General features: G+C 71.2%; 18 protein-coding genes and 1 tRNA gene. 9 read left to right on the top strand and 10 right to left on the bottom strand.

Features of this window, described 5'->3' with window-relative positions; all coding sequences use genetic code 11:
* Nucleotides 1–35 precede the first annotated feature (35 nt).
* Together BJP65_RS15775 and BJP65_RS15770 are read left to right on the top strand one after the other, a co-directional pair.
* Nucleotides 36–1,307 carry an MFS transporter gene (locus BJP65_RS15775; RefSeq protein ID WP_070410069.1) on the top strand — a complete coding sequence of 424 codons (1,272 nt, stop codon included), beginning with the start codon at nucleotides 36–38 and terminating at the stop codon, nucleotides 1,305–1,307.
* A gap of 201 nt (nucleotides 1,308–1,508) precedes the next feature.
* Nucleotides 1,509–3,305 (top strand): M20/M25/M40 family metallo-hydrolase, encoded by a 1,797-nt coding sequence (locus tag BJP65_RS15770; RefSeq protein WP_156784918.1) that lies wholly within the window; start codon nucleotides 1,509–1,511, stop codon nucleotides 3,303–3,305.
* Between the two features lie 141 nt (nucleotides 3,306–3,446).
* On the opposite strand, the gene BJP65_RS15765 is transcribed toward BJP65_RS15770, so the two are convergent.
* A complete protein-coding gene (locus tag BJP65_RS15765; protein ID WP_070409738.1) occupies nucleotides 3,447–4,472 on the bottom strand; it encodes an NADPH:quinone reductase in 1,026 nt (341 codons plus the stop codon).
* Nucleotides 4,473–4,609: 137 nt separating this feature from the next.
* Here BJP65_RS15765 and BJP65_RS15760 point away from each other — a divergent pair.
* Both BJP65_RS15760 and BJP65_RS15755 read left to right on the top strand, forming a co-directional pair.
* Nucleotides 4,610–4,691 (top strand) — tRNA-Leu (locus BJP65_RS15760).
* A gap of 48 nt (nucleotides 4,692–4,739) precedes the next feature.
* Nucleotides 4,740–5,504, top strand: a complete 765-nt coding sequence (locus tag BJP65_RS15755; protein ID WP_055837845.1) for a DedA family protein — start codon at nucleotides 4,740–4,742, stop codon at nucleotides 5,502–5,504.
* Here the strand turns inward: BJP65_RS15755 and BJP65_RS15750 are convergent, their stop codons facing one another.
* Nucleotides 5,505–6,365: a Ku protein gene (locus BJP65_RS15750; RefSeq protein ID WP_070409737.1), complete on the bottom strand. Its 861-nt coding sequence runs from the start codon at nucleotides 6,363–6,365 to the stop codon at nucleotides 5,505–5,507.
* 214 nt (nucleotides 6,366–6,579) lie between these two features.
* Between BJP65_RS15750 and BJP65_RS15745 the strand changes: the two genes are divergently transcribed.
* Entirely contained in the window at nucleotides 6,580–9,075 is a 2,496-nt protein-coding gene (locus tag BJP65_RS15745) for an ATP-dependent DNA ligase (RefSeq protein WP_070409736.1), read from the top strand.
* Nucleotides 9,076–9,154: 79 nt separating this feature from the next.
* Here BJP65_RS15745 and BJP65_RS15740 read toward each other — a convergent pair whose 3' ends face one another.
* From BJP65_RS15740 to murI, 5 genes are all read right to left on the bottom strand, one after another.
* A complete protein-coding gene (locus tag BJP65_RS15740; RefSeq protein WP_070409735.1) occupies nucleotides 9,155–10,072 on the bottom strand; it encodes a cation diffusion facilitator family transporter in 918 nt (305 codons plus the stop codon).
* A 138-nt stretch (nucleotides 10,073–10,210) separates the two neighbouring features.
* A complete protein-coding gene (locus BJP65_RS15735; protein WP_070409734.1) occupies nucleotides 10,211–11,029 on the bottom strand; it encodes a glycosyltransferase family 2 protein in 819 nt (272 codons plus the stop codon).
* Nucleotides 11,030–11,045: 16 nt separating this feature from the next.
* Entirely contained in the window at nucleotides 11,046–11,642 is a 597-nt protein-coding gene (gene rdgB / locus BJP65_RS15730; protein WP_070409733.1) for an RdgB/HAM1 family non-canonical purine NTP pyrophosphatase, read from the bottom strand.
* 2 nt (nucleotides 11,643–11,644) lie between these two features.
* Nucleotides 11,645–12,370, bottom strand: coding sequence for a ribonuclease PH (rph, locus tag BJP65_RS15725; RefSeq protein ID WP_055939699.1), 726 nt, complete (start codon nucleotides 12,368–12,370; stop codon nucleotides 11,645–11,647).
* Nucleotides 12,367–13,221, bottom strand: a complete 855-nt coding sequence (gene murI, locus BJP65_RS15720; RefSeq protein WP_055836356.1) for a glutamate racemase — start codon at nucleotides 13,219–13,221, stop codon at nucleotides 12,367–12,369. Before murI ends, rph begins: the two co-directional genes overlap by 4 nt.
* Before the next feature lie 442 nt (nucleotides 13,222–13,663).
* On the opposite strand from murI, the gene BJP65_RS15715 reads away from it, so the two are divergent.
* Nucleotides 13,664–14,989, top strand: a complete 1,326-nt coding sequence (locus tag BJP65_RS15715) for a nicotinate phosphoribosyltransferase (protein WP_070409732.1) — start codon at nucleotides 13,664–13,666, stop codon at nucleotides 14,987–14,989.
* Between the two features lie 136 nt (nucleotides 14,990–15,125).
* On the opposite strand, the gene BJP65_RS15710 is transcribed toward BJP65_RS15715, so the two are convergent.
* From BJP65_RS15710 to BJP65_RS16375, 3 genes are read right to left on the bottom strand one after another with little or no spacing between them, the layout of a single operon-like run.
* A complete protein-coding gene (locus BJP65_RS15710; RefSeq protein ID WP_055836348.1) occupies nucleotides 15,126–15,392 on the bottom strand; it encodes a DUF3039 domain-containing protein in 267 nt (88 codons plus the stop codon).
* A 50-nt stretch (nucleotides 15,393–15,442) separates the two neighbouring features.
* Nucleotides 15,443–17,005, bottom strand: a complete 1,563-nt coding sequence (locus tag BJP65_RS15705) for a hypothetical protein (protein ID WP_070409731.1) — start codon at nucleotides 17,003–17,005, stop codon at nucleotides 15,443–15,445.
* A complete protein-coding gene (locus tag BJP65_RS16375; RefSeq protein WP_258027502.1) occupies nucleotides 16,981–18,480 on the bottom strand; it encodes an ATP-binding cassette domain-containing protein in 1,500 nt (499 codons plus the stop codon). The genes BJP65_RS15705 and BJP65_RS16375 overlap by 25 nt, the downstream gene beginning before the upstream one ends.
* A gap of 187 nt (nucleotides 18,481–18,667) precedes the next feature.
* Here BJP65_RS16375 and BJP65_RS17070 point away from each other — a divergent pair, with 187 nt between their 5' ends.
* The 3 genes from BJP65_RS17070 (at nucleotide 18,668) to BJP65_RS15685 (ending at nucleotide 21,165) form a co-directional block, all read left to right on the top strand.
* Nucleotides 18,668–19,162: a hypothetical protein gene (locus BJP65_RS17070; protein WP_258027501.1), complete on the top strand. Its 495-nt coding sequence runs from the start codon at nucleotides 18,668–18,670 to the stop codon at nucleotides 19,160–19,162.
* A 184-nt stretch (nucleotides 19,163–19,346) separates the two neighbouring features.
* Entirely contained in the window at nucleotides 19,347–20,039 is a 693-nt protein-coding gene (locus tag BJP65_RS15690; protein ID WP_070409729.1) for an NTP transferase domain-containing protein, read from the top strand.
* 157 nt (nucleotides 20,040–20,196) lie between these two features.
* Entirely contained in the window at nucleotides 20,197–21,165 is a 969-nt protein-coding gene (locus BJP65_RS15685; RefSeq protein ID WP_070409728.1) for a hypothetical protein, read from the top strand.
* Nucleotides 21,166–21,186: the final 21 nt, after the last annotated feature.

Here is a 21,186-nt window from a genome sequence, read left to right as displayed (position 1 = left end):
ACTCGCCCCGGAACGTGCTGGTGCGCTTCGCGCCGATGATCTACGGCCCCACCCTGCTGTTCGCCCTCGGCGAGGGGGCCGTCATCCCCCTCATCCCGGTGATCGCCGACCGCCTGGGGGCCGACGTCGCCGTGGCCGCGCTCGTGGCGGCGGCCCTCGTCGTGGGCCAGCTCTGCGGAAACATCCCCGCCGGATGGGCGGTCGCGCGATTCGGCGAGCGCCTGACGATGGGGGTCGCCGGCATCGTGATCCTGGGCGGTCTGACCGGGGTGGTCTTCGCGAACTCCCTGCTGTTGTTCGCCGCGGCCGTGTTCCTCATCGGATTCTGCGCCGCGGCGTTCGCCCTCGCGCGCCATTCCTTCATGACCACCCGGTTGCCCCTGCACTTCCGCGCTCGCGCGCTGTCGCTGCTGGGCGGGACCTTCCGCCTCGGGATGTTCGTCGGGCCGTTCATCTCGGCGGCGCTGCTGGGGATCTTCGGCGACGAGACGGCATCCATCGTCTTCTTCGCCGTGTGCCAGGTCGCGACGATCCTGCTCGTATTCTTCGGCCCCGATCCCGAGAAGGCCGTGCCGGTGGGCGCCGGCTCCGTGAGCCGACGCAACGAGGGCGACTCCCGCGACCCCGACTCCCGCGAGGCCGACTCCCACGATGCCGAAGACACCGGTGAGCCGGTGACCGGAGCCATTCCCGTCGTCGAGCGGGTGGGGGTGTTCCGCACGATGTGGCGCTTCCGCGGTGTGCTCGCGCGCCTGGGTCTCGCGGCGGCCTCGCTGTCTGCCGTCCGCTCGGCGCGTCAGGTGGTGCTGCCGCTCTGGGGTGTGTCGCTGGGATTGGATGCCGGGACCATCGCCGTGGTCGTCGGAGTCTCGGGCGCCATCGATTTCGCGCTGTTCTACGCCAGCGGCCAGGTCATGGACCGCTTCGGACGCCTGTGGGCGGCGTTGCCCGCGATGGCGCTGATGGGGGCGGGCTTCCTCGCGCTCTCGTTCACCCACGACCTCGGCAGCGCGGAGATGTGGTTCGCCCTGTTCGCCGCGGTGCTCGGCGTCGGCAACGGGCTGTCGAGCGGCATCCTGCTCACCCTCGGGGCCGACATCGCCCCGCCGACGGAGCCGGCCGCGTTCCTCGGTTCGTGGCGCACGCTCACCGACGCCGGGGGCGCGATCGCCCCGCTGCTGGTGTCGGCTCTGACCGCGCTGGTCTCCCTGTCGGTCGGCGTGGGGGCCATGGGATTCATCGCCCTGCTGGGCGCGATCGGGTTCGTGCGGTGGGTGCCGCGGTACGTCCCTCGAAGCCGCCCCTGACGCGCGGAGCACGCCGGAACGGCCGCCGTCCGATACCCGACGACCTCGGGGACGTGTTTCGGGACGGTAAAAAATCCGGCGAACTCTGGCCATCTGATGAATTTCCGATGAGAATCGGTCACGCGATCGCCATTTTCACGGCGACGTGTCATTCCCCCTGGATGAAGCGGGCGATGGTGCCCGCGGAGAGGTTTCCCCATCGTGCCCCGGAACACCCTGCACCCCACTGCCTCACGCGCTCGACGCGCGTCGGCCGTGCTGGCGACGAGCGCTCTCGTCGGCGGCGCCCTGATGATCGCCCCGGCGGCGTTCGCCGCCCCCGCCCCCGGCGAGACCCCCGACGACCTCGGCCTCACCGGCGCCGACGTCATGACCCACCTGACCGAGCTGGCCGACATCACCGGGTCGTTCGCCGATCAGGGCTACCGCACCTGGAACGGTCCGGGCTACGAGGCCGCGGCGCAGTACGCCGAGCAGGTCCTCGAGGGCACCGGGGCGTTCACCGTCTCGCGACAGACCTTCGACGTGCCCTACTCCGAGCTGGGCGAAGCCTCGCTGACCGTCGACGGCACCACCTACACCGGCTCGCACTTCGACAACAGCGAAGGCACCGACGAGCCGTACACCGCGGCTCTGGCGCTGCCCCTCGACGCCGAGGGCACGCACATCGGCTGCGCCGCGACCGACTACGCCACCGTCCCCGCCGGCGCCATCGTGCTGATCCAGCGCGGCGTCTGCACCTTCGAGGAGAAGATCGACTTCGCCTCGGCCGCCGGAGCGGGCAGCGTCTTCGTCTACAACAATGAACGGCCGGCCGAAGAGGGCGTCTCTCCCGACGACCAGCTGACCAACGTCGGCTCGGGTCCCCGCAACGAAGAGGACTCCCCCGCGGCGACCCTTCCCCAGTCCGCCGGCGACACGCTCGCCGCTCTCGTCGAGACCGCTGCCGCCGACGCCCCCGTCGAGGGCACCGCCGTCATCGAGAAGCAGTTCCTCGTCGCACAGACCTTCAACGTCATCGCCGACAGCATCGCCGGCGACCCCGAGGACACCGTCGTCATCGGCGCGCACCTCGACGGCGTGGCCGAAGGTCCGGGCGTGAACGACAACGCCTCGGGCTCGGCCGCCGTGCTCGCCCTGGCCGAGAAGGTCGCGGCATCCGAGGTTCCCAACGACAAGCGCATCCGTCTGGCGCTCTGGGGCGCCGAAGAGATCGGCCTGCTCGGCTCGACCGCCTACGTCGACGACCTCGTGCAGAACGACCCCGCCGAGCTCGACCGCATCTCGGCCTACCTCAACTACGACATGATCGGCTCCGAGAACTTCACGGTGGGCGTCTACGACGCCGATCGCTCGACGTTCCCCGCCGACGACGTGACCATCCCCGACGGTTCGGTCGAGATCGAGAAGATCTACACCGACTACTTCGACTCGATCGAGCAGCCGTGGATCGACTCCGAGTACTCGGGTCGCTCGGACTACCAGGCGTTCATCGACAACGACATCCCCTCGGGAGGACTGTTCTCGGGTGGCGACGACATCAAGACCGACGAGCAGGCCGAGCTCTTCGGCGGCACCCCCGGTGTCTTCATGGACCGCAACTACCACACGGTCGACGACACCCTCGCGAACGTGAACCGCGACTCGATCGACATCTTCTCGCCCGCGATCGGCCACGCGGCCTTCGCCCTGGCGTGGGACGCCGCCGTCGATCCGGAGCCCACTCCCGAGCCCACGCCCGGCGAGCCCTCGCCCGAGCCCACCACCGAGCCGACCCCGGAGCCGACGGGTGAGCCCACCGGCGAGCCGACGGCCACCCCGAGCCCGGTGCCCACGGCGACGACGGGTCCCGGTGCGAACGGCCCCGGCGGCAACCTGCCGCGCACCGGTTCCGACGTCGCGGGGTCGCCGCTGCCCGCCATCGGCATCGGCATGCTCGCCCTCGGAGTCATCGTGGCCGCCGGCACCGCCGTCGTCCGCCGACGTCCGCAGCAGTGACGAAGACCGGGGCCGCGTGAGACGCGCGGCCCCGGAACGACCGTCCCGCCGGGATCCGCACCGTGAGGTGCGTGGTCCCGGCGGGACGTTCTCGTTCGAGGCGGGACGATCCGTCCCGCTGCTCTGAGCTTCGGTTGCGGCTCAGTCCTCGTCGGCCACGCGGATCAGGACCTTGCCGGTGACGCCCGCCTCGACGGCGTCGTGCGCGGCGGCGGTCTCATCGAGGGGGAACCCGCTGAGGGGCAGTCCGGCCTCCTCGCCCACCGGCAGCGCTCCGGCCGCCACCGCGGCCGAGACGTCTTCGGCGGCCGCGGCGAGCGCACGCTCGCCCACCGTGTACAGCAGCAGGCCCTGCCAGCGGACGTTCTTGGCGAAGCTCACGCGAACGGCCGCGGTGAAGGCATCGCCCCCGTTGTCGGCGTAGTACCCGATGGTGCCGTGGTTCGCGATCACCTCGACGTCGAGACCGGCGTTGTCGGCGATCGCGACCTCGACGATGTGCTCTACGCCGTTCGGGGCGAGCTCGCGGATGCCGTCGGCGAGCGCCTCGTTCGGATAGCGCAGAACGTGGTGGGCGCCGGCCGCGCGCGCGAGCGCCTCTTTCGCGTCGCTGCTGACGGTGGCGATGACGGTGGCGCCGGCCCAGACGGCGAGCTGGATGGCCGCGTGTCCGACCGCTCCGGCCCCGCCCTGCACGAGCACGGTGCGCCCGGACAGGGCACCCGGGGCGAGGCGCGACGGGCCGTCTTCGTGCACGGTGAGGGCGCGGTGGGCCGTCATCGCGGGAACGCCGAGGCTGGCGCCGAGCTCGAACGACGCCGCGTCGGCCAGCGGGACGGCGCGCTCGGCGGGGAGCACCGAGTACTCGGCCGCGGTTCCGGTCGGACGCTGGTGCGCGGCGAGGTACACCCACACCCGCTGGCCCACCGAGAGACCCTCGACGCCGTCGCCGACGGCATCCACGATTCCCGCCCCGTCCTGGTTGGGCGTGACCTCGTCGAACGCGAGCGGCCGGTCGGTGTTGGCCCGGGCCTTCCAGTCGGTGGGGTTCACCCCCGATACGACGATGCGCACGCGCACTTCGCCCGCACCGGGTTCGGGAAGCGGGCGCTCCGCGAGCGAGAGAACGGAGGAGTCACCGGGCTGGGAGTACGTGATCGCCTTCATGCGGAAGACAAGCACGCGGTCGACGCCCGCATTCCCCCGGCGTGTCGCCCCCGCGCACCACCCGCGGGTGAGGTCGCGGCAGTTGAGGGCCGCTTCACACGTAGCGCCGCTCACGCGGACCTAGAATGAACCCATTCGCGGGAGTGGTGGAATCGGTAGACACGCAGGATTTAGGTTCCTGTGCCTTCGGGCGTGGGGGTTCAAGTCCCCCCTTCCGCACGATTCTCGCTGCTCCCCGCACCGATACTCCGACCCGACGGGACCGATGTGATCCACACCACCAGCGCGCTGCTCCCGTGGCTCGACCCCGCGACGATCATCACCAACTCGCAGCCCTGGGCGCTGCTGGTCGTGTGCTTCATCATCTTCGCCGAGACCGGTCTGCTCATCGGCTTCCTGCTGCCCGGCGACACCCTGCTGATCATGGCCGGGTTGCTCTCGCACTCCACCCCGCAGGCACCCAACGGCGTGTTCGGACTCAACGCCTGGTGGGTGGCGCTCGCCATCGGTGTGGCCGCCTTCATCGGCGGTGAGGTCGGGTACTACATCGGGCACAAGGCCGGACCCTCGATCTTCGAGCGCAAAGAATCCGGCATCTTCAGCAGGAAGAACGTCGAGCGCACGAACGCGTTCTTCGAGCGGTTCGGCGGTCTCACCGTCATCCTCGCCCGCTTCGTGCCCGTCGTGCGCACGTTCGCCCCCATCGCCGCCGGCGTCGGCCACATGCCGTGGCGCAAGTACACGCTCTACAACCTCATCGGCGCCATCATCTGGGGCATCGGCCTCACCATGCTCGGCTACGTCGTGGGATACATCCCGTTCATCCGCGACATCGTGACGGAGTACATCGACGTCATCCTGCTCGCCGCCGTCGCGGGCACGGTCGTGTTCATCGGCATCCACTACTTCCGCGAACGCGCCGCCGCCAAGCGCGACGCCGCCGCGGGCCACGGAGTCGTGACGCACGCCGAGGCCGAGGCCCTCACGCTCGACCCGAAGACGCTCGAAGACGGCGACCAGCCCGCGCGCTGATCAGGACGCCTTCGAGCTCTTCTTCTTCGCCGGCGCCTTCTTGGCCGGCGCGTCGTCGGCCTTCTCGGTGCGGGCCGCGCGACTGCGCTCGACGCTCGCGCGCAGGGCCTCCATGAGGTCGATGACCTCGCCGCCGTCGTCGTCGCTCTCCTGCTCGCCGAAGGTCGCCGCGGTGTCGATGGCGTCGCCCTGCTCGAGCTTCGCGTCGATCAGGGTGCGCAGCTCGGCCTGGTACTCGTCGGTGAACTCCTCGGGGTCGAAATCCTTCGAGAAGCTCTCGACCAGAGAGGCCGACATCTCGAGCTCCTTCGCCGAGATGCGCACGCTCTCGTCCAGCGCGGGGAACGCCGCCTCACGCACCTCGTCGGCCCAGAGCAGCGTCTGCAGCACGAGCACGTCGTCGCGCACGCGCAGGGCCGCGAGCCGCGTCTTCTGACGCAGCGAGAAGCGCACGATCGCGGTGCGGTCGGTCTGCTCGAGCGTCTTGCGCAACAGCACGTACGCCTTCGGCGACGAGGAGTCGGGCTCGAGGTAGTACGCCTTGTCGAGGGTCAGCAGATCGACCTGATCGCTGGGAACGAACTCGACCACCTCGATCTCGCGACTGCGTTCGCTCGGCAGCGACGCGAGGTCGTCTTTGGTCAGCACGACCGTCTGCTCGCCGTCGTCGTACGCGCGATCGATGTCGGCGTAGGGCACCACCTCGCCGTCGACCTCGCAAATGCGCTGGTACCGGATGCGCCCGCCGTCCTTGTTGTGCACCTGGTGCAGAGAGACGTCGTGGTCTTCGGTGGCCGAGTACACCTTCACGGGCACGTTGACGAGGCCGAAGGTCAGGGCGCCCTTCCAGATCGATCGCATGGGAACAGTGAACACCGAAAGAGGGGCGGATGCCGAGGGGGTTGCCGCGCGAGGGACTCGGCGTCGCGGTCGGTTCCCGCCGCGATCCCGGGCGAAACTCCTGAGAAACTCGCCGCGAAGCGTAGAGCGTGGGCACACCGGCCGGTTCGCGCACGAAACTCAGGAGTTCGGCTCCGCGGTACCCCGGTCATCGCCCCCGCTCTACGCTGGGGCGATGACGGAGCAGACGGTGCGCATCGGCGGACGCCGCCTGCGTCTGTCGAACCTCGACAAGGTGCTGTACCCCGAGACCGGGACCACCAAGGGCGAGGTGATCGACTACTACTCCCGCATCGCCCCGCGCCTGCTCCCCCACGTGCGAGATCGTCCTGTCACGCGCAAGCGCTGGCCCGACGGGGTCGGCACCGACGCCGACCCGGGCGAGCCCTTCTTCGCCAAGGCCCTCGAACCCGGAGCGCCGGCCTGGGTGCGGCGCCTGCCGATCGACCACTCCTCGGGCGCCAAGGACTACCCCCTCGTCGACGATCTGCCCACCGTCGTCTACCTGGCGCAGGTCGCGAGCCTCGAGCTGCACGTGCCCCAGTGGCGGTTCTCTGCCGACGGCGAGAGGCTCCACCCCGACCGATTGGTGCTCGACCTCGACCCCGGACCCGGCGTCGGCCTGGCCGAGTGCGCCGAGGTGGCCCGGTGGGCACGCGTCATCCTGCAGGACATCGGTCTCGACCCCCTGCCGGTGACGAGCGGAAGCAAGGGCATCCACCTCTACGCGCACCTCGACGGCCGCCAATCGAGTGATGCCGCCAGCGCGATCGCGAAAGAACTCGCCCGGGCGATCGAAGCCGACCACCCCGACCTGGTGGTCAGCCAGATGTCGAAGTCCGCGCGCCCCGGCAAGGTCTTCATCGACTGGAGCCAGAACAACGGCTCGAAGACCACGATCGCGCCGTACTCGCTGCGGGGACGATCGCACCCCACCGTCGCCGCCCCGCGCACGTGGGAGGAGCTCGACGACCCGGGCCTACGTCACCTGCTGTTCACCGAGGTGCTGGATCGCCCCGGCGATCCGCTCGCGCCGGTCGAGCGCGACGCGGGACCCCTTCGTGCGTACATCTCCAAGCGCACCGCGGGTGCGACCCCCGAGCCCGTGCCCGATGCCCCGCACGCCGACGCCGCACCCGACGGTCTTCCCCGCTTCGTCATCCAAGAGCACCACGCCACCCGCCTGCACTGGGACGTACGACTCGAACACGATGGGGTGCTGGTCAGCTGGGCCGTCCCGAAGGGAGTCCCCCCGACGACGGCGAAGAACAGCCTCGCGGTCATGACCGAAGACCACCCCATGCAGTACCTCGACTTCGCCGGCGAGATCCCCCGCGGCGAGTACGGCGCCGGCATCATGACGGTGTGGGACACGGGCACCTACGAGCTCGAGAAATGGCGCGACGACGAGGTCATCGCCACCCTCGAGGGCGGGCCCGACGGGCCGCTCGGCCGAGTGCGTCTGGCCCTCATCCGCACCGAGGGCGCGGGCGAGAAGTCGCAGTGGCTGCTGCACCGGATGAAGACGGATGCCGAGGGTCGGCCGCAGAGTGATGGCGACCCGGTGGTGGCCCTCGATCACGGCCGCGCGGATCGGGTCGCGGTGACGGTGACTGCGACGGAGAGCGACGAGGCGCCCGAGCCGGAGCCCGCGCCCGAGCCGGCGCCCGGCACCTCGACGCCGCCGGCTCCCCCGAGTCCCGCGCAGCTGCGCCCCATGCTGTCCACCGCCGCCACCGCCGGGATCGCCCGGGCCGCCGCCGACCGCTGGGGCGAGCCGTGGGTCGAGATGAAGTGGGACGGCATCCGCGGAATCGGCCTCTGGGACGGCGAGCGGCTGCGCCTTCGATCGCGCAACGGCAACGACCTCACCGCCGCCTACCCCGAACTCACGACCGTCGACCTCGGGCTCGGCCCGGAGCCCGCGGTCGTCGACGGCGAGATCGTCGCGCTCGACGCGCAGGGACGCCCGAGCTTCCCCCTGCTGCAAAGACGGATGAACCTCGCGCAGCCCCGCGAGATCGAGCGCGAAGCCCGGCGCACACCGGTGCAGCTGTACCTGTTCGACGTACTTTCGGTGGGCGAGCGCGACGTCGCCGCCCTGCCGCTGACCGAGCGGCGCGGCATCCTGGAGGCACTGGCGCAGGATGCCGGGGCCCCCGTCGTCGTGCCGCCCGTGTTCGACGACGTCGACGCCGCCGTCGCGACGAGCGGCCGGTTCGGGCTCGAGGGCGTCGTGGTCAAGGACCCCGGTTCGGTATACCGCCGCGGCGAGCGTTCGGAACAGTGGCTCAAGGTGAAGCACTCGCGTACGCAGGAGGTCGTGATCGGCGGCGTCCGCCCGGGCAAGGGCAACCGCGCGGGCACGATCGGGTCGCTCCTGGTCGGTGTCCCCGGACCGGACGGCCTGCAGTACGCCGGCCGCGTCGGCTCGGGTTTCGGTGACCAGACCTTGGCCAGACTCGGCGAGATGCTCGCCGCGCTGGGAAGCGACACCGACCCGTTCGTGGGGGTGCCCGCCGCCGATGCCCGCGACGCGCTGTGGGTGCGGCCCGAACTCGTCGCCGAGGTGGAGTTCGCGGAGTTCACCCCCGGCGGCATCCTGCGCCAGGCACGCTGGCGGGGCCTGCGGCCCGACAAGGATCCGGGCGAGGTGGTGCGGGAGGTCTGAGCGCGGGCTGGCTGAGCGGGATGCCCGGGCGTGTCGACGCCCTCGCCCGCCCGGACCGAGCCCGGCGGAATCCCCGGCGCTACGCGTGCCGCGAGTCGTGCTCGACGTGCCCCGCGGGCTCGAGCTGGAAGGTCGAGTGCTCCACGTCGAAGTGCTCGGCGAGGCAGCCCTGCAGCGTCGCGAGGATCGCGGCGGCGCGACCGTCCGACAGCGCCGCGTCGTCGACGATCACGTGCGCGCTGAACACCGGCGCGCCCCGCGTGAGCTGCCAGACGTGCACGTCGTGCACGTCGACCACCCCGTCGGCCTCGCGCAGGTGCTGCCGGATCTCGGCCACGTGCACGCCGACGGGCGCCGACTCGGTGAGCACGACGACGACCTCGCGCAGCAGGCCGATGGCACGCGGCACGATGAGCACCGCGATGAGCAGTGAGGCGATGGCATCCGCCTGCGCGAATCCGGTCGTCACGATCACGATCGCCGCGATGATGACCGCGATCGACCCGACCAGGTCGCCCAGCACCTCGAGATACGCGCCGCGCACGTTGATGCTGCGCTTCTGCGCGCGACCGAGTACCCACATCGACACGGCGTTGGCGATCATGCCGACCGTCGCGACGACGAGCATGAGCCCGCCCTGCACCTCGGCGTCGGCCGGGGCGAGCAGCCGCTGCACGGCCTCGACGCCCACCCAGGCGCACAGCGCGATGAGGATGACGCCGTTCGCGAGCGCGCCGAGCACTTCGGCACGCTGGTATCCGAACGTGCGGCGATCATCGGCCGGGCGGGCGGCGATCGCCGTGGCGATCAGCGCCACCACGAGCGCGGCCGCGTCGGTGAACATGTGCGCCGCGTCGGCCAGCAGGGCGAGCGAGCCCGACAGGATCGCGCCCACGATCTGCACGACCATGACCGATGCGGTCAGGGTGAGAGCGATGGTGAGCAGACGTCTGTTGCCGGCATCGCGGATGCCGCCGGCAGGCGCGTGATCGTGCATGACTTCAGGCTAGGCCGCGCACCGCGGGCGCCGCGTGATATCGCGGTAGTCGGGAATGAGAACCGGTGTCGGTGGGCTCCCCCGCGGGACCCGACTGGGCTGCCCCGGCTCGACCCGGTCGCCCGACCGCGCTGTAGGTCAGCGCCGACGTGCGTTCAGCTGCGCCTGGATCCGCCGATGCGCGTGCAGCGCCGGGTACACGCCGAGGAACACCGCCATCGGAGCCCGGAGTCGCACGTCGCGGATGCCGTGCGCGGCGTACGTGTTCTCGAAACGGTCGATGTAACGCCGGAAGTCCCGAGGGCGGTCGTCGAGGCGCCGCGCGCCGATGCCCGCGACCATCCGCGAGAAGTAGCCGATCCGACGCCCCCCGAGGGCGAGGTGGATGGCGATGTCGAGGTCTTCGTGCATCACATCGGCCTCGTCGTCGCACAGGAACTCCCGCACGTCGTGCCACGCCTCCCGCCGCACGGCCATGTTGCTGCCGAACAGGAACACGAAGTCGCCGGCGAGCTTCACCTGCAGGCGCCGGAAGGCATCGTCGATCTGGTGTCCGACCGCACGCAGAGGCAGGTCGTAGTACTCGACGGGTCCCGACGCGGCATCCACGTCTGTCGACGCGAAGATGTGCGAGACCCGCGCCACCCATTCGGGTTTCAGGGCGGTGTCGGCGTCGATCCGCGCGAGCACGTCGCCGGTGGCGGCATCCATCCCCAGATTGCGGGTGGGCACCAGGCCCTGACGGTCGTCCTGGCGCAGCAGACGGATGCCGGCGTCGGGATGCCGCGCGCGCACGCGCTCGACCACCGCGCGCGTGCCGTCGGTCGAGCGGTTGTCGACGACGAGCACCTCGGCGGCGGGGAGCGTCTGACGCACGATGGCGTTCAGGCACTGCTCGATGACCGCCTCTTCGTTGTAGGCGGGGACGATGATCGACACCGACGGAAGAGGACTCATCGGTCCGCCTCCACGCTCAGAGGGACTCGAGCAGCGGCGCGAGGGCGACGAAGGCGCGGGACCTGTGCGATGACGCGTTCTTCTCGGCCGCGCTCCACTCGCCGACCGTCCGCTCGGCATCGGCGGGCTGGCCGTCGGGCACGAAGATCGGGTCGTACCCGAACCCACCCGGTCCGGCCGGCTGCATCGCCAGGCGGCCCGGCCAGCGTCCCTCGATCGTCTCTTCGGTGCCGTCGGAGCGCACGAGCGCGATCACCGACACGAACTGCGCCGTGCGGTGCGGATCGGCGACGTCGGACAACTGATCGAGCAACAGCTCGAGGTTGGCCGTGGAGTCTTTCTTGTGCCCCGCCCAGTAGGCCGAGAACACCCCCGGCGACCCGCCCAGCACGTCGACGGCGATCCCGGAATCGTCGGCCAGCGCGGGCAGCCCCGTGTAGGCCGCGGCCGCGCGGGCCTTGATCAGCGCGTTCGCCGCGAACGTGACGCCGTCCTCGACCGGTTCGGGACCGTCGTAGGCGACGACGTCGAGATCGGGGCGCACCTCGGCGACGATCGCCTGGAACTCCTCGACCTTATGCGGGTTGTGCGTGGCCAGCACGATGCGCGGCATGGTCAGCCTTCGAGCGTCGCGATCTGGATGCCGCGCAGCTCGGCGCAGCCGTTCACGCCCAGCTCGAGCAGGCGGTCGAGCTCAGCCTTGTCGAACGGAGCTCCCTCGGCGGTGCCCTGCACCTCGACGAACAGACCGCGACCGGTGACGACGACGTTCATGTCGGTCTCGGCGCGCACGTCTTCGACGTAGGCCAGGTCGAGCAGCGGTTCGCCGTCGACGATGCCGACCGATACCGCCGCGACCGAGTCGCGCAGGACCTCGGAGCGCTGCGCGATGAACTTCTTCTCGCGGCCCCAGGCGATGGCATCCGCCAGGGCGACGTACGCGCCCGTGATGGCCGCGGTGCGGGTGCCGCCGTCGGCCTGCAGCACGTCGCAGTCGATGACGATCGTGTTCTCACCCAGAGCCTTGGTGTCGACGACGGCGCGCAGCGCCCGGCCGATCAAACGCGAGATCTCGTGGGTGCGGCCGCCGACCTTGCCCTTGATGCTCTCGCGGTCGTTGCGGCTGTTCGTCGCGCGCGGCAGCATGGCGTACTCGGCCGTGACCCACCCCTTGCCCTTGCCGGTGAGCCAGCGGGGAACGCCGTTGGTGAACGACGCCGTGCACAGCACCTTGGTGCCGCCGAAGGTGACGAGGGCCGAACCCTCGGCGTGTGCCGACCAGCCGCGTTCGATGGTGACGGGGCGGAGCTGATCGGCGGTGCGGCCGTCTTTACGGGTCATGTGTCCTCCTCGGACGAAAGGGATGCCGTGCCTCGGCGCGGCAGGTCGATGGCGCCGGTCTGCACGAGCTGCACCTCGCGCACCTCGCGGCCCATGAGGCGGTGCGCCAGGCGCAGGAAGTCGTCGGCCGACGACCCGGTGGCTTCGTAGCGGTGCGTCGGAACGGCATCCGGGCTCGCCAGGAGGTCGCGTGAGACGAGCTGGCGATAGACGTCTTTCGCCGTCTCGCTGTCGCTCGACACCAGGCTGACCTCGGGACCCATCACGTAGCTGATGGCGCCCTCGAGGAACGGGTAGTGCGTGCAGCCGAGCACGAGCGTGTCGACCCCGGCGTGCCGCAGCGGCGCGAGGTACTGCTCGGCGGTGGCGAGCACCTCGGGCGAGTCGGTGACGCCGGCCTCGACGAACTCGACGAATCGCGGGCACGCCTCGGCGAACACCGTGAGGTTCTCGTTGACCTCGAGCATGTCCTGGTACGCCCGCGAGCCGATCGTCCCGGCCGTGCCGATCACGCCGATGCGACCGTTGCGGGTCGTCGACATGGCGGTGCGCACGGCGGGGCCGATCACCTCGACCACGGGCACGTCATAGCGCTCGCGCGCGTCGCGGAGCATCGCCGCCGACGCGGTGTTGCAGGCGATGACGAGCATCTTCACGCCCTGCTCGACGAGGGTGTCGAGCACCTCGAGCGCGTATTTGCGCACGTCGGCGATGGGCTTCGGGCCGTAGGGAGAGCGGGCGGTGTCGCCGATGTAGAGGATCGACTCGCGCGGCAGCTGCGCCGACACGGCCCGGGCGACGGTGAGACCGCCGACTCCCGAGTCGAAGATCCCGATCGGCGCGTTGTCCATAGGTGCCCAGCCTACCGGGCGGGGCCGACACGGATCGGAGCGGGGCGCGGGGGCCGCACGCCTGCGGCGGGGGCGCGGGGGCGGTGCGGGGCTCGGGGGCCGGGCGGGGCGGGGCGGTGCGGGGCGGGGCGGGGCGTGTGCCAAACTCCTGAGTTTCGGGCGCGCTGCGGCCTCGGAGGGCGCCCAGGGCCGTCAGCGAACGCAAAAGTCAGGAGTTCGGCACGGCCGGCAGCCGCGTCACGCGCGGAGACCGCCCGCGCGCAGGTCGCAGGGCGCCGGCGGCGGCGCGTGCCGAACTCCTGAGAACTTGCGCGCGCCGAAGCCGATCCAGCCCTCAGGGGTGTTCGCGGGAGCAGAACTCAGGAATTTGGCACAGCGCAAGGCCGTACCAATACGCGCACAAACTCCCGAGCTGCCCACGACGCCGGAATAGGCTGGCGCGATGAGCCGCAGCACCGCCCTGCACACCGACCGCTACGAACTGACCATGCTCGACGCGGCCCTCCGCGACGGCACGGCCTCGCGACGCTGCGTGTTCGAGGTGTTCGGGCGGCGCCTCTCGGGCGGACGCCGCTTCGGTGTCGTCGCGGGCACCGGTCGGCTGCTCGAGGCGATCCGCGACTTCCGCTTCGGCGACGACGAACTGCGCTACCTGCGGGACGCGAGAGTGGTGGATGCCACGACCCTCGACTTCCTGGCCGATTACCGCTTCACGGGATCGGTGACCGGCTACCGCGAGGGTGAGCTGTACTTCCCCGGCTCCCCCCTGCTGACCGTGGAGGGAACCTTCGCCGAGGCGGTGCTGCTCGAGACGCTCGCGCTCAGCATCCTGAACTACGACTCCGCCGTCGCCACGGCGGCAGCACGCATGAGTATCGCCGCCGGCGACCGACCGCTCGCCGAGATGGGCTCGCGTCGCGCGAGCGAAGAGGCAGCGGTCGCCGCCGCGCGTGCCGCCTACATCGTCGGATTCTCGGCCACCAGCAATCTCGAGGCGGGGCGCCGCTGGGGCGTGCCGACGATGGGCACCGCCGCCCACGCGTGGACCCTGCTGCACGACAGCGAAGAAGACGCCTTCCGTTCGCAGGTCGACGCGCTGGGCAGCGGGACCACCCTGCTCGTCGACACCTACGACATCGCCGAGGGCGTGCGAACTGCCGTGCGCGTCGCCGGTCCGCAGCTCGGCGGTGTGCGCATCGACTCGGGCGACCTGCCGATCGTCGCGGGCGAGGTGCGGGCGCTGCTCGACGAGCTCGGCGCCACGGGCACGCGCATCACCGTCACGAGCGACCTCGACGAGTACGCGCTCGCCGCGCTCGCGGCCTCTCCGGTCGACTCATACGGCGTCGGCACGTCGGTCGCGACCGGCTCCGGCGTTCCGACCGCGGGTCTGGTGTTCAAGCTCGTCGCGCGCGAATCCGCCGACGGCTCATGGGTGGGTGTCGCGAAGGCATCGGCGCAGAAGGCCTCGCACGGGGGCCGCAAGGCGGCGTTCCGCACCCTCGATGGGGGGACCGCCACCTCGGAGCTCATCATGGTCAGCGACGGGTTCGAGGAACTGTCCACCGCCGCCGAGCATCCCGATGCCCGTCCCCTCCAGGCCACGCTCATGGTCGACGGCGAGGCGGATGCCGCGATCCTCGGCCACGCGGGTGTCGAGGCCGCACGCGCGCACCACGCCCGCGTGCGGCAGGAGTTGCCGGTGCGGGCGCTCGCACTCAGCGGGTCGGAGCCCGCCCTGCCGACGGAGTACCGCGAGGCGGGCTGACCGGAGAACAGAAATCCGTACCTCCGCACGCGACGGGGTCCACCCGTTGCCCGTGGGGACCTCTCGCTTCACGCTGGCGCTGTACGGCTCCGACGGAACCACCTCGGCGACGACGACCGTCGAGGTGGGCTGACGCTCACTTGATGAGCGACTCGTAGATCTCTTTGCACTGCGGGCACACGGGGAACTTCTCGGGATCGCGGCCCGGCGTCCACTTCTTGCCGCACAGTGCCCGCACCGGCTTGCCGGTGAGGGCCGACTCGAGGATCTTGTCTTTCTTGACGTAATGCGAGAAACGCTCGTGGTCACCGGGCTCGATGTTCTCTTCGCGGATGAGCTCTTCGAGCTCTCGATCCAGGGTCGCGAGACCCCCGCTGTCAGGACTGTCGAGAGGCGTGCTCATGGTCAGCCAGTGTAGCCGCGGACCGCGCCGAGGGGACGGTGGACCCCACGTCAGGTCGCTTCGGCGAACTCCATCAAGCGGGTTCCGCGGCGCTCGAACAGGGCCGCCCCGATCGCCACACCCGCGACCAGCACGACGAGACCCGCGCCGACGCCGACCGCCAGCGCGAACATCGCGTCGATGGAGTCGCCCGCCACGGCGCGCCAGGTGAGCCAGATCGCGGGGGCCGCGGCCAGCAGCGCTCCCACCATCACGAGGCCCTGCGCCATGACGCCCCCCGAGCCCGACCGCTGAGGCTGCTGGAATGGGCTGTCGCCAGGCCGCGATACCGCGTAAGGCGCCACGACCGACGAGATGCTCGAGAGGCCGAGCCCCGCCAGGAACAGGGCCGCACACACTCCGACCAGGGCGGGGAAGACGGCCCAGCGGCCGTGGGCCACCACCGCGAGGGGAAGGGTGAGCGCGAGGACCGGCAGGCCGATCAGCAGCACCGGAACGAGACGGCCGATGCGATCCGGCGCACCGCGCACGCCCGAGGCGATGTGCATCCACAACGCGGTGGAGTCGTAGGCGAGGTCGTTGTGCGGGAGCCATCCGAAGAACAAGGCCATGATCGGCACGGGCAGCAGCACCGCGATCTCGAAGGGCACACCCGCGACCAGCAGCGGCACGGTCGACACGACGGCGGCGACGGGCACGATGATGACGTTCACGATGTAGCGGCGGTCGCGCAGCCAGTACGACAGGCTGCGGGCGGCGACCGCTCCCCCGGGCGTGCCGGGGAGGATCGCGAACCATCCCATTCCCCCGCGCTCGCGGGCGGCGACGGGACGACGGGTGGTGGTGAGCAGGCGGTCGACCAGGACGAACCACGTGACGGCCAGCACACCGACCGTGGCGAGGGCGACGATCAGGCTGCCGACGGCGGCCCCCGCCGACGGTGCCAACGCGATCCCCCAGGCGGCGCCGATCGGCGTCCACGCCAGGATCTCGGCTGCCGAGGCGAGCTGAGAGGGAACGGCCCCGCGCCATTCGAGCGAGCCGAGGAACACCCCCACCGGCACGACGACGACGAGCACGGCCACGAGGTACACGCCCATGAGCTCCCGCGATTGCCGCGGGCGCTGCACGAGCGCGCCGAGCGCCATGCTGACGCGGGCGAACAGCACGCAGGTGGCAAGACCGAGCACGACCGAGGCCACGCTCGCGAGCGCCGCGGCCCCGTGGGCGCCCCACGCGACGGCGAGGCTCACCCCGAGCACCAGAACGACGAGAACCGGGACGCTGAGGAACCCGGCGAGCAGGAGTGCGCCGGCGAGCGGCCGCGGCTCAGGCCCGACCACCGCGAACCGTCGGGGGTCGAGCGGGTCGATCGAGGCGGTGACGGGAGGACCGACCGCAAAGCCGAGCGTGACCGCCGACCCCGCGAGCACGGTGACCACGGCGGTGGTCAGCCGATCGGCATCCGCGAGACCCGCGGCACTCACGGCCGCGACCGCCGCCGCAGCGACGAGGAGGACCACACCGATGACGCGCCGGACGACCTCGCGGGGGTCGCCCCGCAGGGCGCCCCACATCATCGCCAGTCTCAGGCGGAGAACGTGTGCAACCACTCCAGGCCCTCCACGTCGCCCAGACCACCCGCGAGCTCGAGGAAGCGCTGTTCCAGCGTCGCCTCGCCGCGTACTTCGTCGACGGTGCCCTCGGCGAGCACCTGGCCCGACACGATGACCGCCACGCGCGAGCAGACGCGTTCGACGAGCTCCATGCCGTGGCTGGAGAGGATGACGGTGCCGCCGTGGTCGACGTACGTGCCCAGGATGTCGAGGATGACCGCGCTCGAGACGGGATCGACGGCCTCGAACGGCTCATCGAGGACGAGCAGTCGCGGCGAGTGGATCATCGCGCCGGCGAGCATGACCTTCTTCGTCATACCGGCGGAGTAGTCCGAGACCGGCCGTGCGAGGGCGTCGACGAGATCGAACGCGCGCGCCAGGTCGGCGATGCGACTCTCGACCAGGGGCGCGGGAAGGCTGCGCAGCGCACCGTAGTACGACAGCAGCTGCCGACCCGTGAGCCGGTCGAAGGTGCGCAGACGGTCGGGCAGCACGCCGATGAGCTTCTTCGCCTCGCGTGAGCGGCGGGCGGCGTCGACACCGTTGATCTGCACGGTGCCGCCGTCGGCGCGCAGCAGGCCGGCGATGATCGACAGCGTGGTCGTCTTGCCCGCCCCGTTCGGCCCGACGAGGCCGTAGAACGAACCCGCCGGCACGGTGAGGTCGATCGCGTCGACGGCCCGCAGCTCGCCGAACGTCTTGGTGACGCCGCGCAGCGTGAGCGCCGGGACGGCGTCGGCGGTGTGCTGGTCGGCACGGTCGGCGTCCGCCGTGGCGGCATCGGCGGTGTCGGCTGACGCGGAGCCGGAGTGCGGGGTGGTGAGGGGTGCGATCTCGGGCTCCGGATCGGCTGCCCGCTCGGGCTCGTCGAGCACGATCTGGGCGTCGTTCTCGGGCGAGGACTCCGTCTCGCCCGCCGGCCCGGCCTCGGACGCGAGGGGGGACTCGCGCGTCGCCCCGGCCTCGGACGCGGGGTCTATCTCGTCCGAAAGGACGACATCGTTCTCGTCAGCGACCCGGACATCGGGACGCGTCGGGTCGGAGGGGGGCTCCGCAGATTCGGGTTCCGTTGCCTCGAGCTCTGTCGGCGCGGGCTCGGTGGTGGCCTCGGGCTCGGTCGCCTCGGGCTCGGTCGTTTCGGGCTGAGCCGACTCGGACTCCCCCGACGCGGACTCCCCCGAGGCGTCGTCGGCCACCGAAGGGGTGAGCGCGTCGGCGGGGCCCGTCTCGCTGTCGGCGAGGGGCGTATCGACCACCACGCCGGGGTGAGCGGCAGAGATCGGCGATGCCTGGTCGGCCGGCGCGTCGATCGCGGTCTCGTCCTCGGCTGTGACGCTCGCGGCGTCGGCACCGGAGCCACCGGGGGCGGCCTCGGAGACGACGGGCTCCTCGACAGCGACGTCGGCGGGGGTGGGATCGGCGGGCACAGCATCGGCGGTCGCGGGATCCGCGAGCACAGCGTCAACGGGCACAGCGTCAGCGGGCACAGCGTCCGCCTGCACAGCGTTCTCCGCCACAGCGTCCGTGGTCGCGGGATCCGCGGGCGCGGCGTCGGGGGAGATCGCGTCTGCGGAGGCGCCGGAATCCGTCGTGCGCACCGGGAGCGGAGGGCGCGGGGGGATCACGAGGTCGGGCGACAGAGCCGCCGCGTCGGGCCCCGTGGCGGTGTCGACGCTCGTCTCGGTCACCGCCGACGCGCGGGGCGTCGCCGGCTTCTTCGCCGTGGGGCGCTTGGCTGCGGGCTTTCTCGCGGCCGTCGTACGCGGGGTGGATGACGTGGATGCGGACGCTGCGGAGGTACGCGGTGCGGCCGGCTTCTTAGCGGGGGTGCGCGGCGCCACGCCCGTGGACGCGGCGCGGCTGGCGGTCGTGCGGGGAGTTCGCGGCTTCGGCGCGGGCTTCGGCGTGTCGACGGCCTCGGACGGGTCCGCGGACGCGTCGATCGCGGCGTCTGCCGCCTCGACCGTCGCCTTCGGACGAGCGGTAGTACGACGGGGAGCGCGGGGTGCGGTGGTACGCGGAGCGCGTGGCGCACGCGGTTTCGCGGCCGGCTGCGGAGACTCGGAGGATTCGGCGCTCGCCGCGGCGGCCTCGGTGTCGGACGAGGAATTTTCGGGGGGCTGCGGCAGCGACGCTGTCATCACCCCAAACTAGCAAGCACCTCCGACATCGCCCGACGTCGGGTCGCGGGACGCAACCCCAGGACGGCATCACGAAACCACAACGACCGGCGCGAATCATGCCACCTCACAGGGCCTTTTCGCTAGCATCGATCGAACACGAAGGCGTGACATTCCGGTGAACCGGACATGACGACTCATCCCCCCAGGAGCCAGCCTTGACTGTTCAGATCGTGATCCTCGCCGCGGGCATGGGCTCGCGCCTCGGCCGCAGCCTGCCGAAACCGCTCACCGTGCTCGCCGACGGCCGCAGCATCATGCAGCAGCAGCACGACAACATCCGCGCCGCCTTCGGCCGCACGGCCCGCATCACCAGCGTCGTCGGCTACCGCGCCGAGACCATCGTCGACACGTTCCCGCACGTCGACTACGTCTACAACGACCGGTACGACCAGACCAACACCTCGAAGAGCCTCCTGCGCGCGCTGTCCAAGAGCGGTCGAGGCGGAGTGCTGTGGATGAACGGCGACGTGGTCTTCGACCCCCGCGTCCTCGGTCGCGCAGTCGAACTCATCGACGCGGACCGTTCCTTCGTGACCGTCGACACGGCCAATGTCAGCGACGAAGAGGTGAAGTACACGGTGGATGCCGAGGGCTTCATCGCCGAGCTGTCGAAGGTCGTCGTCGGCGGCATCGGCGAAGCCGTGGGCATCAACTACGTCTCGGCGCGCGACAAGAAGGCCCTGCAACGTCAGCTGCAGCGCGTCGACGACCAGGACTACTTCGAACGGGGCATCGAGCTCGCGATCGCCGAGGACGGCATGCGCGTCGAACCGCTCGACATCTCCGATCTCTACGCGGTCGAGGTCGACTTCGCCGAAGACCTCGAGCGGGCGAACCTCTTCGTCTGACCGTCGCGGTCAGCCGTCGGGGTCCTCCGGCGGCACTGCGCGGCGAAGGCCTCACCCGACCGTCCTTCGGCAGGGCCCAGGACCTCTCCCCCGCACGCGCCGACACGTCGTCGTCAAGTCGCCCTCGCCCCGGCGCGCGACGAGCAAGGATGGTTCAATGTCCGAGAAGGTGCACCGCATCCACTCCCTCCCCGACGACGCGCCCTGGAAGGGCGGGCTCCCCCCGGCAGGGTCGGAGGAACACCCCCGAACCGTCCGCATGCTCGACCGCGTGCTCGCCGTGCAGCGCCCCGCGGTGCTCGCGCATCTCCGCAGCATCCGGCTGCGGCATCCGGATGCCGCTCCCGACGAGATCCTGCGGATCCTCGAGCGCCGCTACCTCGCCGCCGTCACCACCGGAGGCGCGGCCGTGGGGGCGACCGCGGTGGTCCCCGGTATCGGCACCGGTGTGACCCTCGCGCTGAGCGGGGTCGAGACCGTCGGTTTCCTCGAGGCCACCGCGCTGTACGCGCAGTCGGTCGCCGAGGTGCACGGGCTCGTCGTGCAGGACCCCGATCGAGGTCGGGCGCTGGTTCTCGCGCTACTGCTCGGCAAAGAAGGCGTCGACCTCGTGTCGCAGCTCGCCTCGCAGGCCGCCGGTCGCGGCGGCACCCGCGCGAGCTACTGGGGCGAGATGGTGACCAAGACGCTGCCGCGCGCCGCGGTCGGTCCCCTCGTCGACCGCCTCAAGACGATGTTCGTGCGCCAGTTCGCCACGCGCGGCGGAGCGTCGTGGCTCGGGAAGGCCCTCCCCTTCGGCGTCGGGGCCGTCGTCGGAGGTGCCGGGAACCACCTCCTCGGCCGGCGCGTTCTCGTCAACGCGCGACGGGCCTTCGGGTCTGCCCCGCTCCAGCTCCCCGCCGACCTCGAGCCGAGGCCCGGTGCCGAGACGATGGAACGCGCGACCCTGGGCGGTATCCACCGCGTGGGCGGCGCGATCGCCGAGGTCGTCGGCGGCGCGGGCCGCCGCACCGGCTCGGCGGCCCGAAAGGCCCTGCCTCGTCGGCGCCGCGCGGGTGCGGAGGGTGCACGCGATGACGACACGACGGGCGAGACCGCCGACGACGGCCGCGGCGCGGCATCCTGACCCATCTCACCGACACGGCCT

The organism is Microbacterium sp. BH-3-3-3, from assembly GCF_001792815.1.
Classification (GTDB): domain Bacteria; phylum Actinomycetota; class Actinomycetes; order Actinomycetales; family Microbacteriaceae; genus Microbacterium.
Note: the sequence above shows the minus strand (reverse complement) of the source record. Positions and strands in the feature narration are given on the sequence as shown.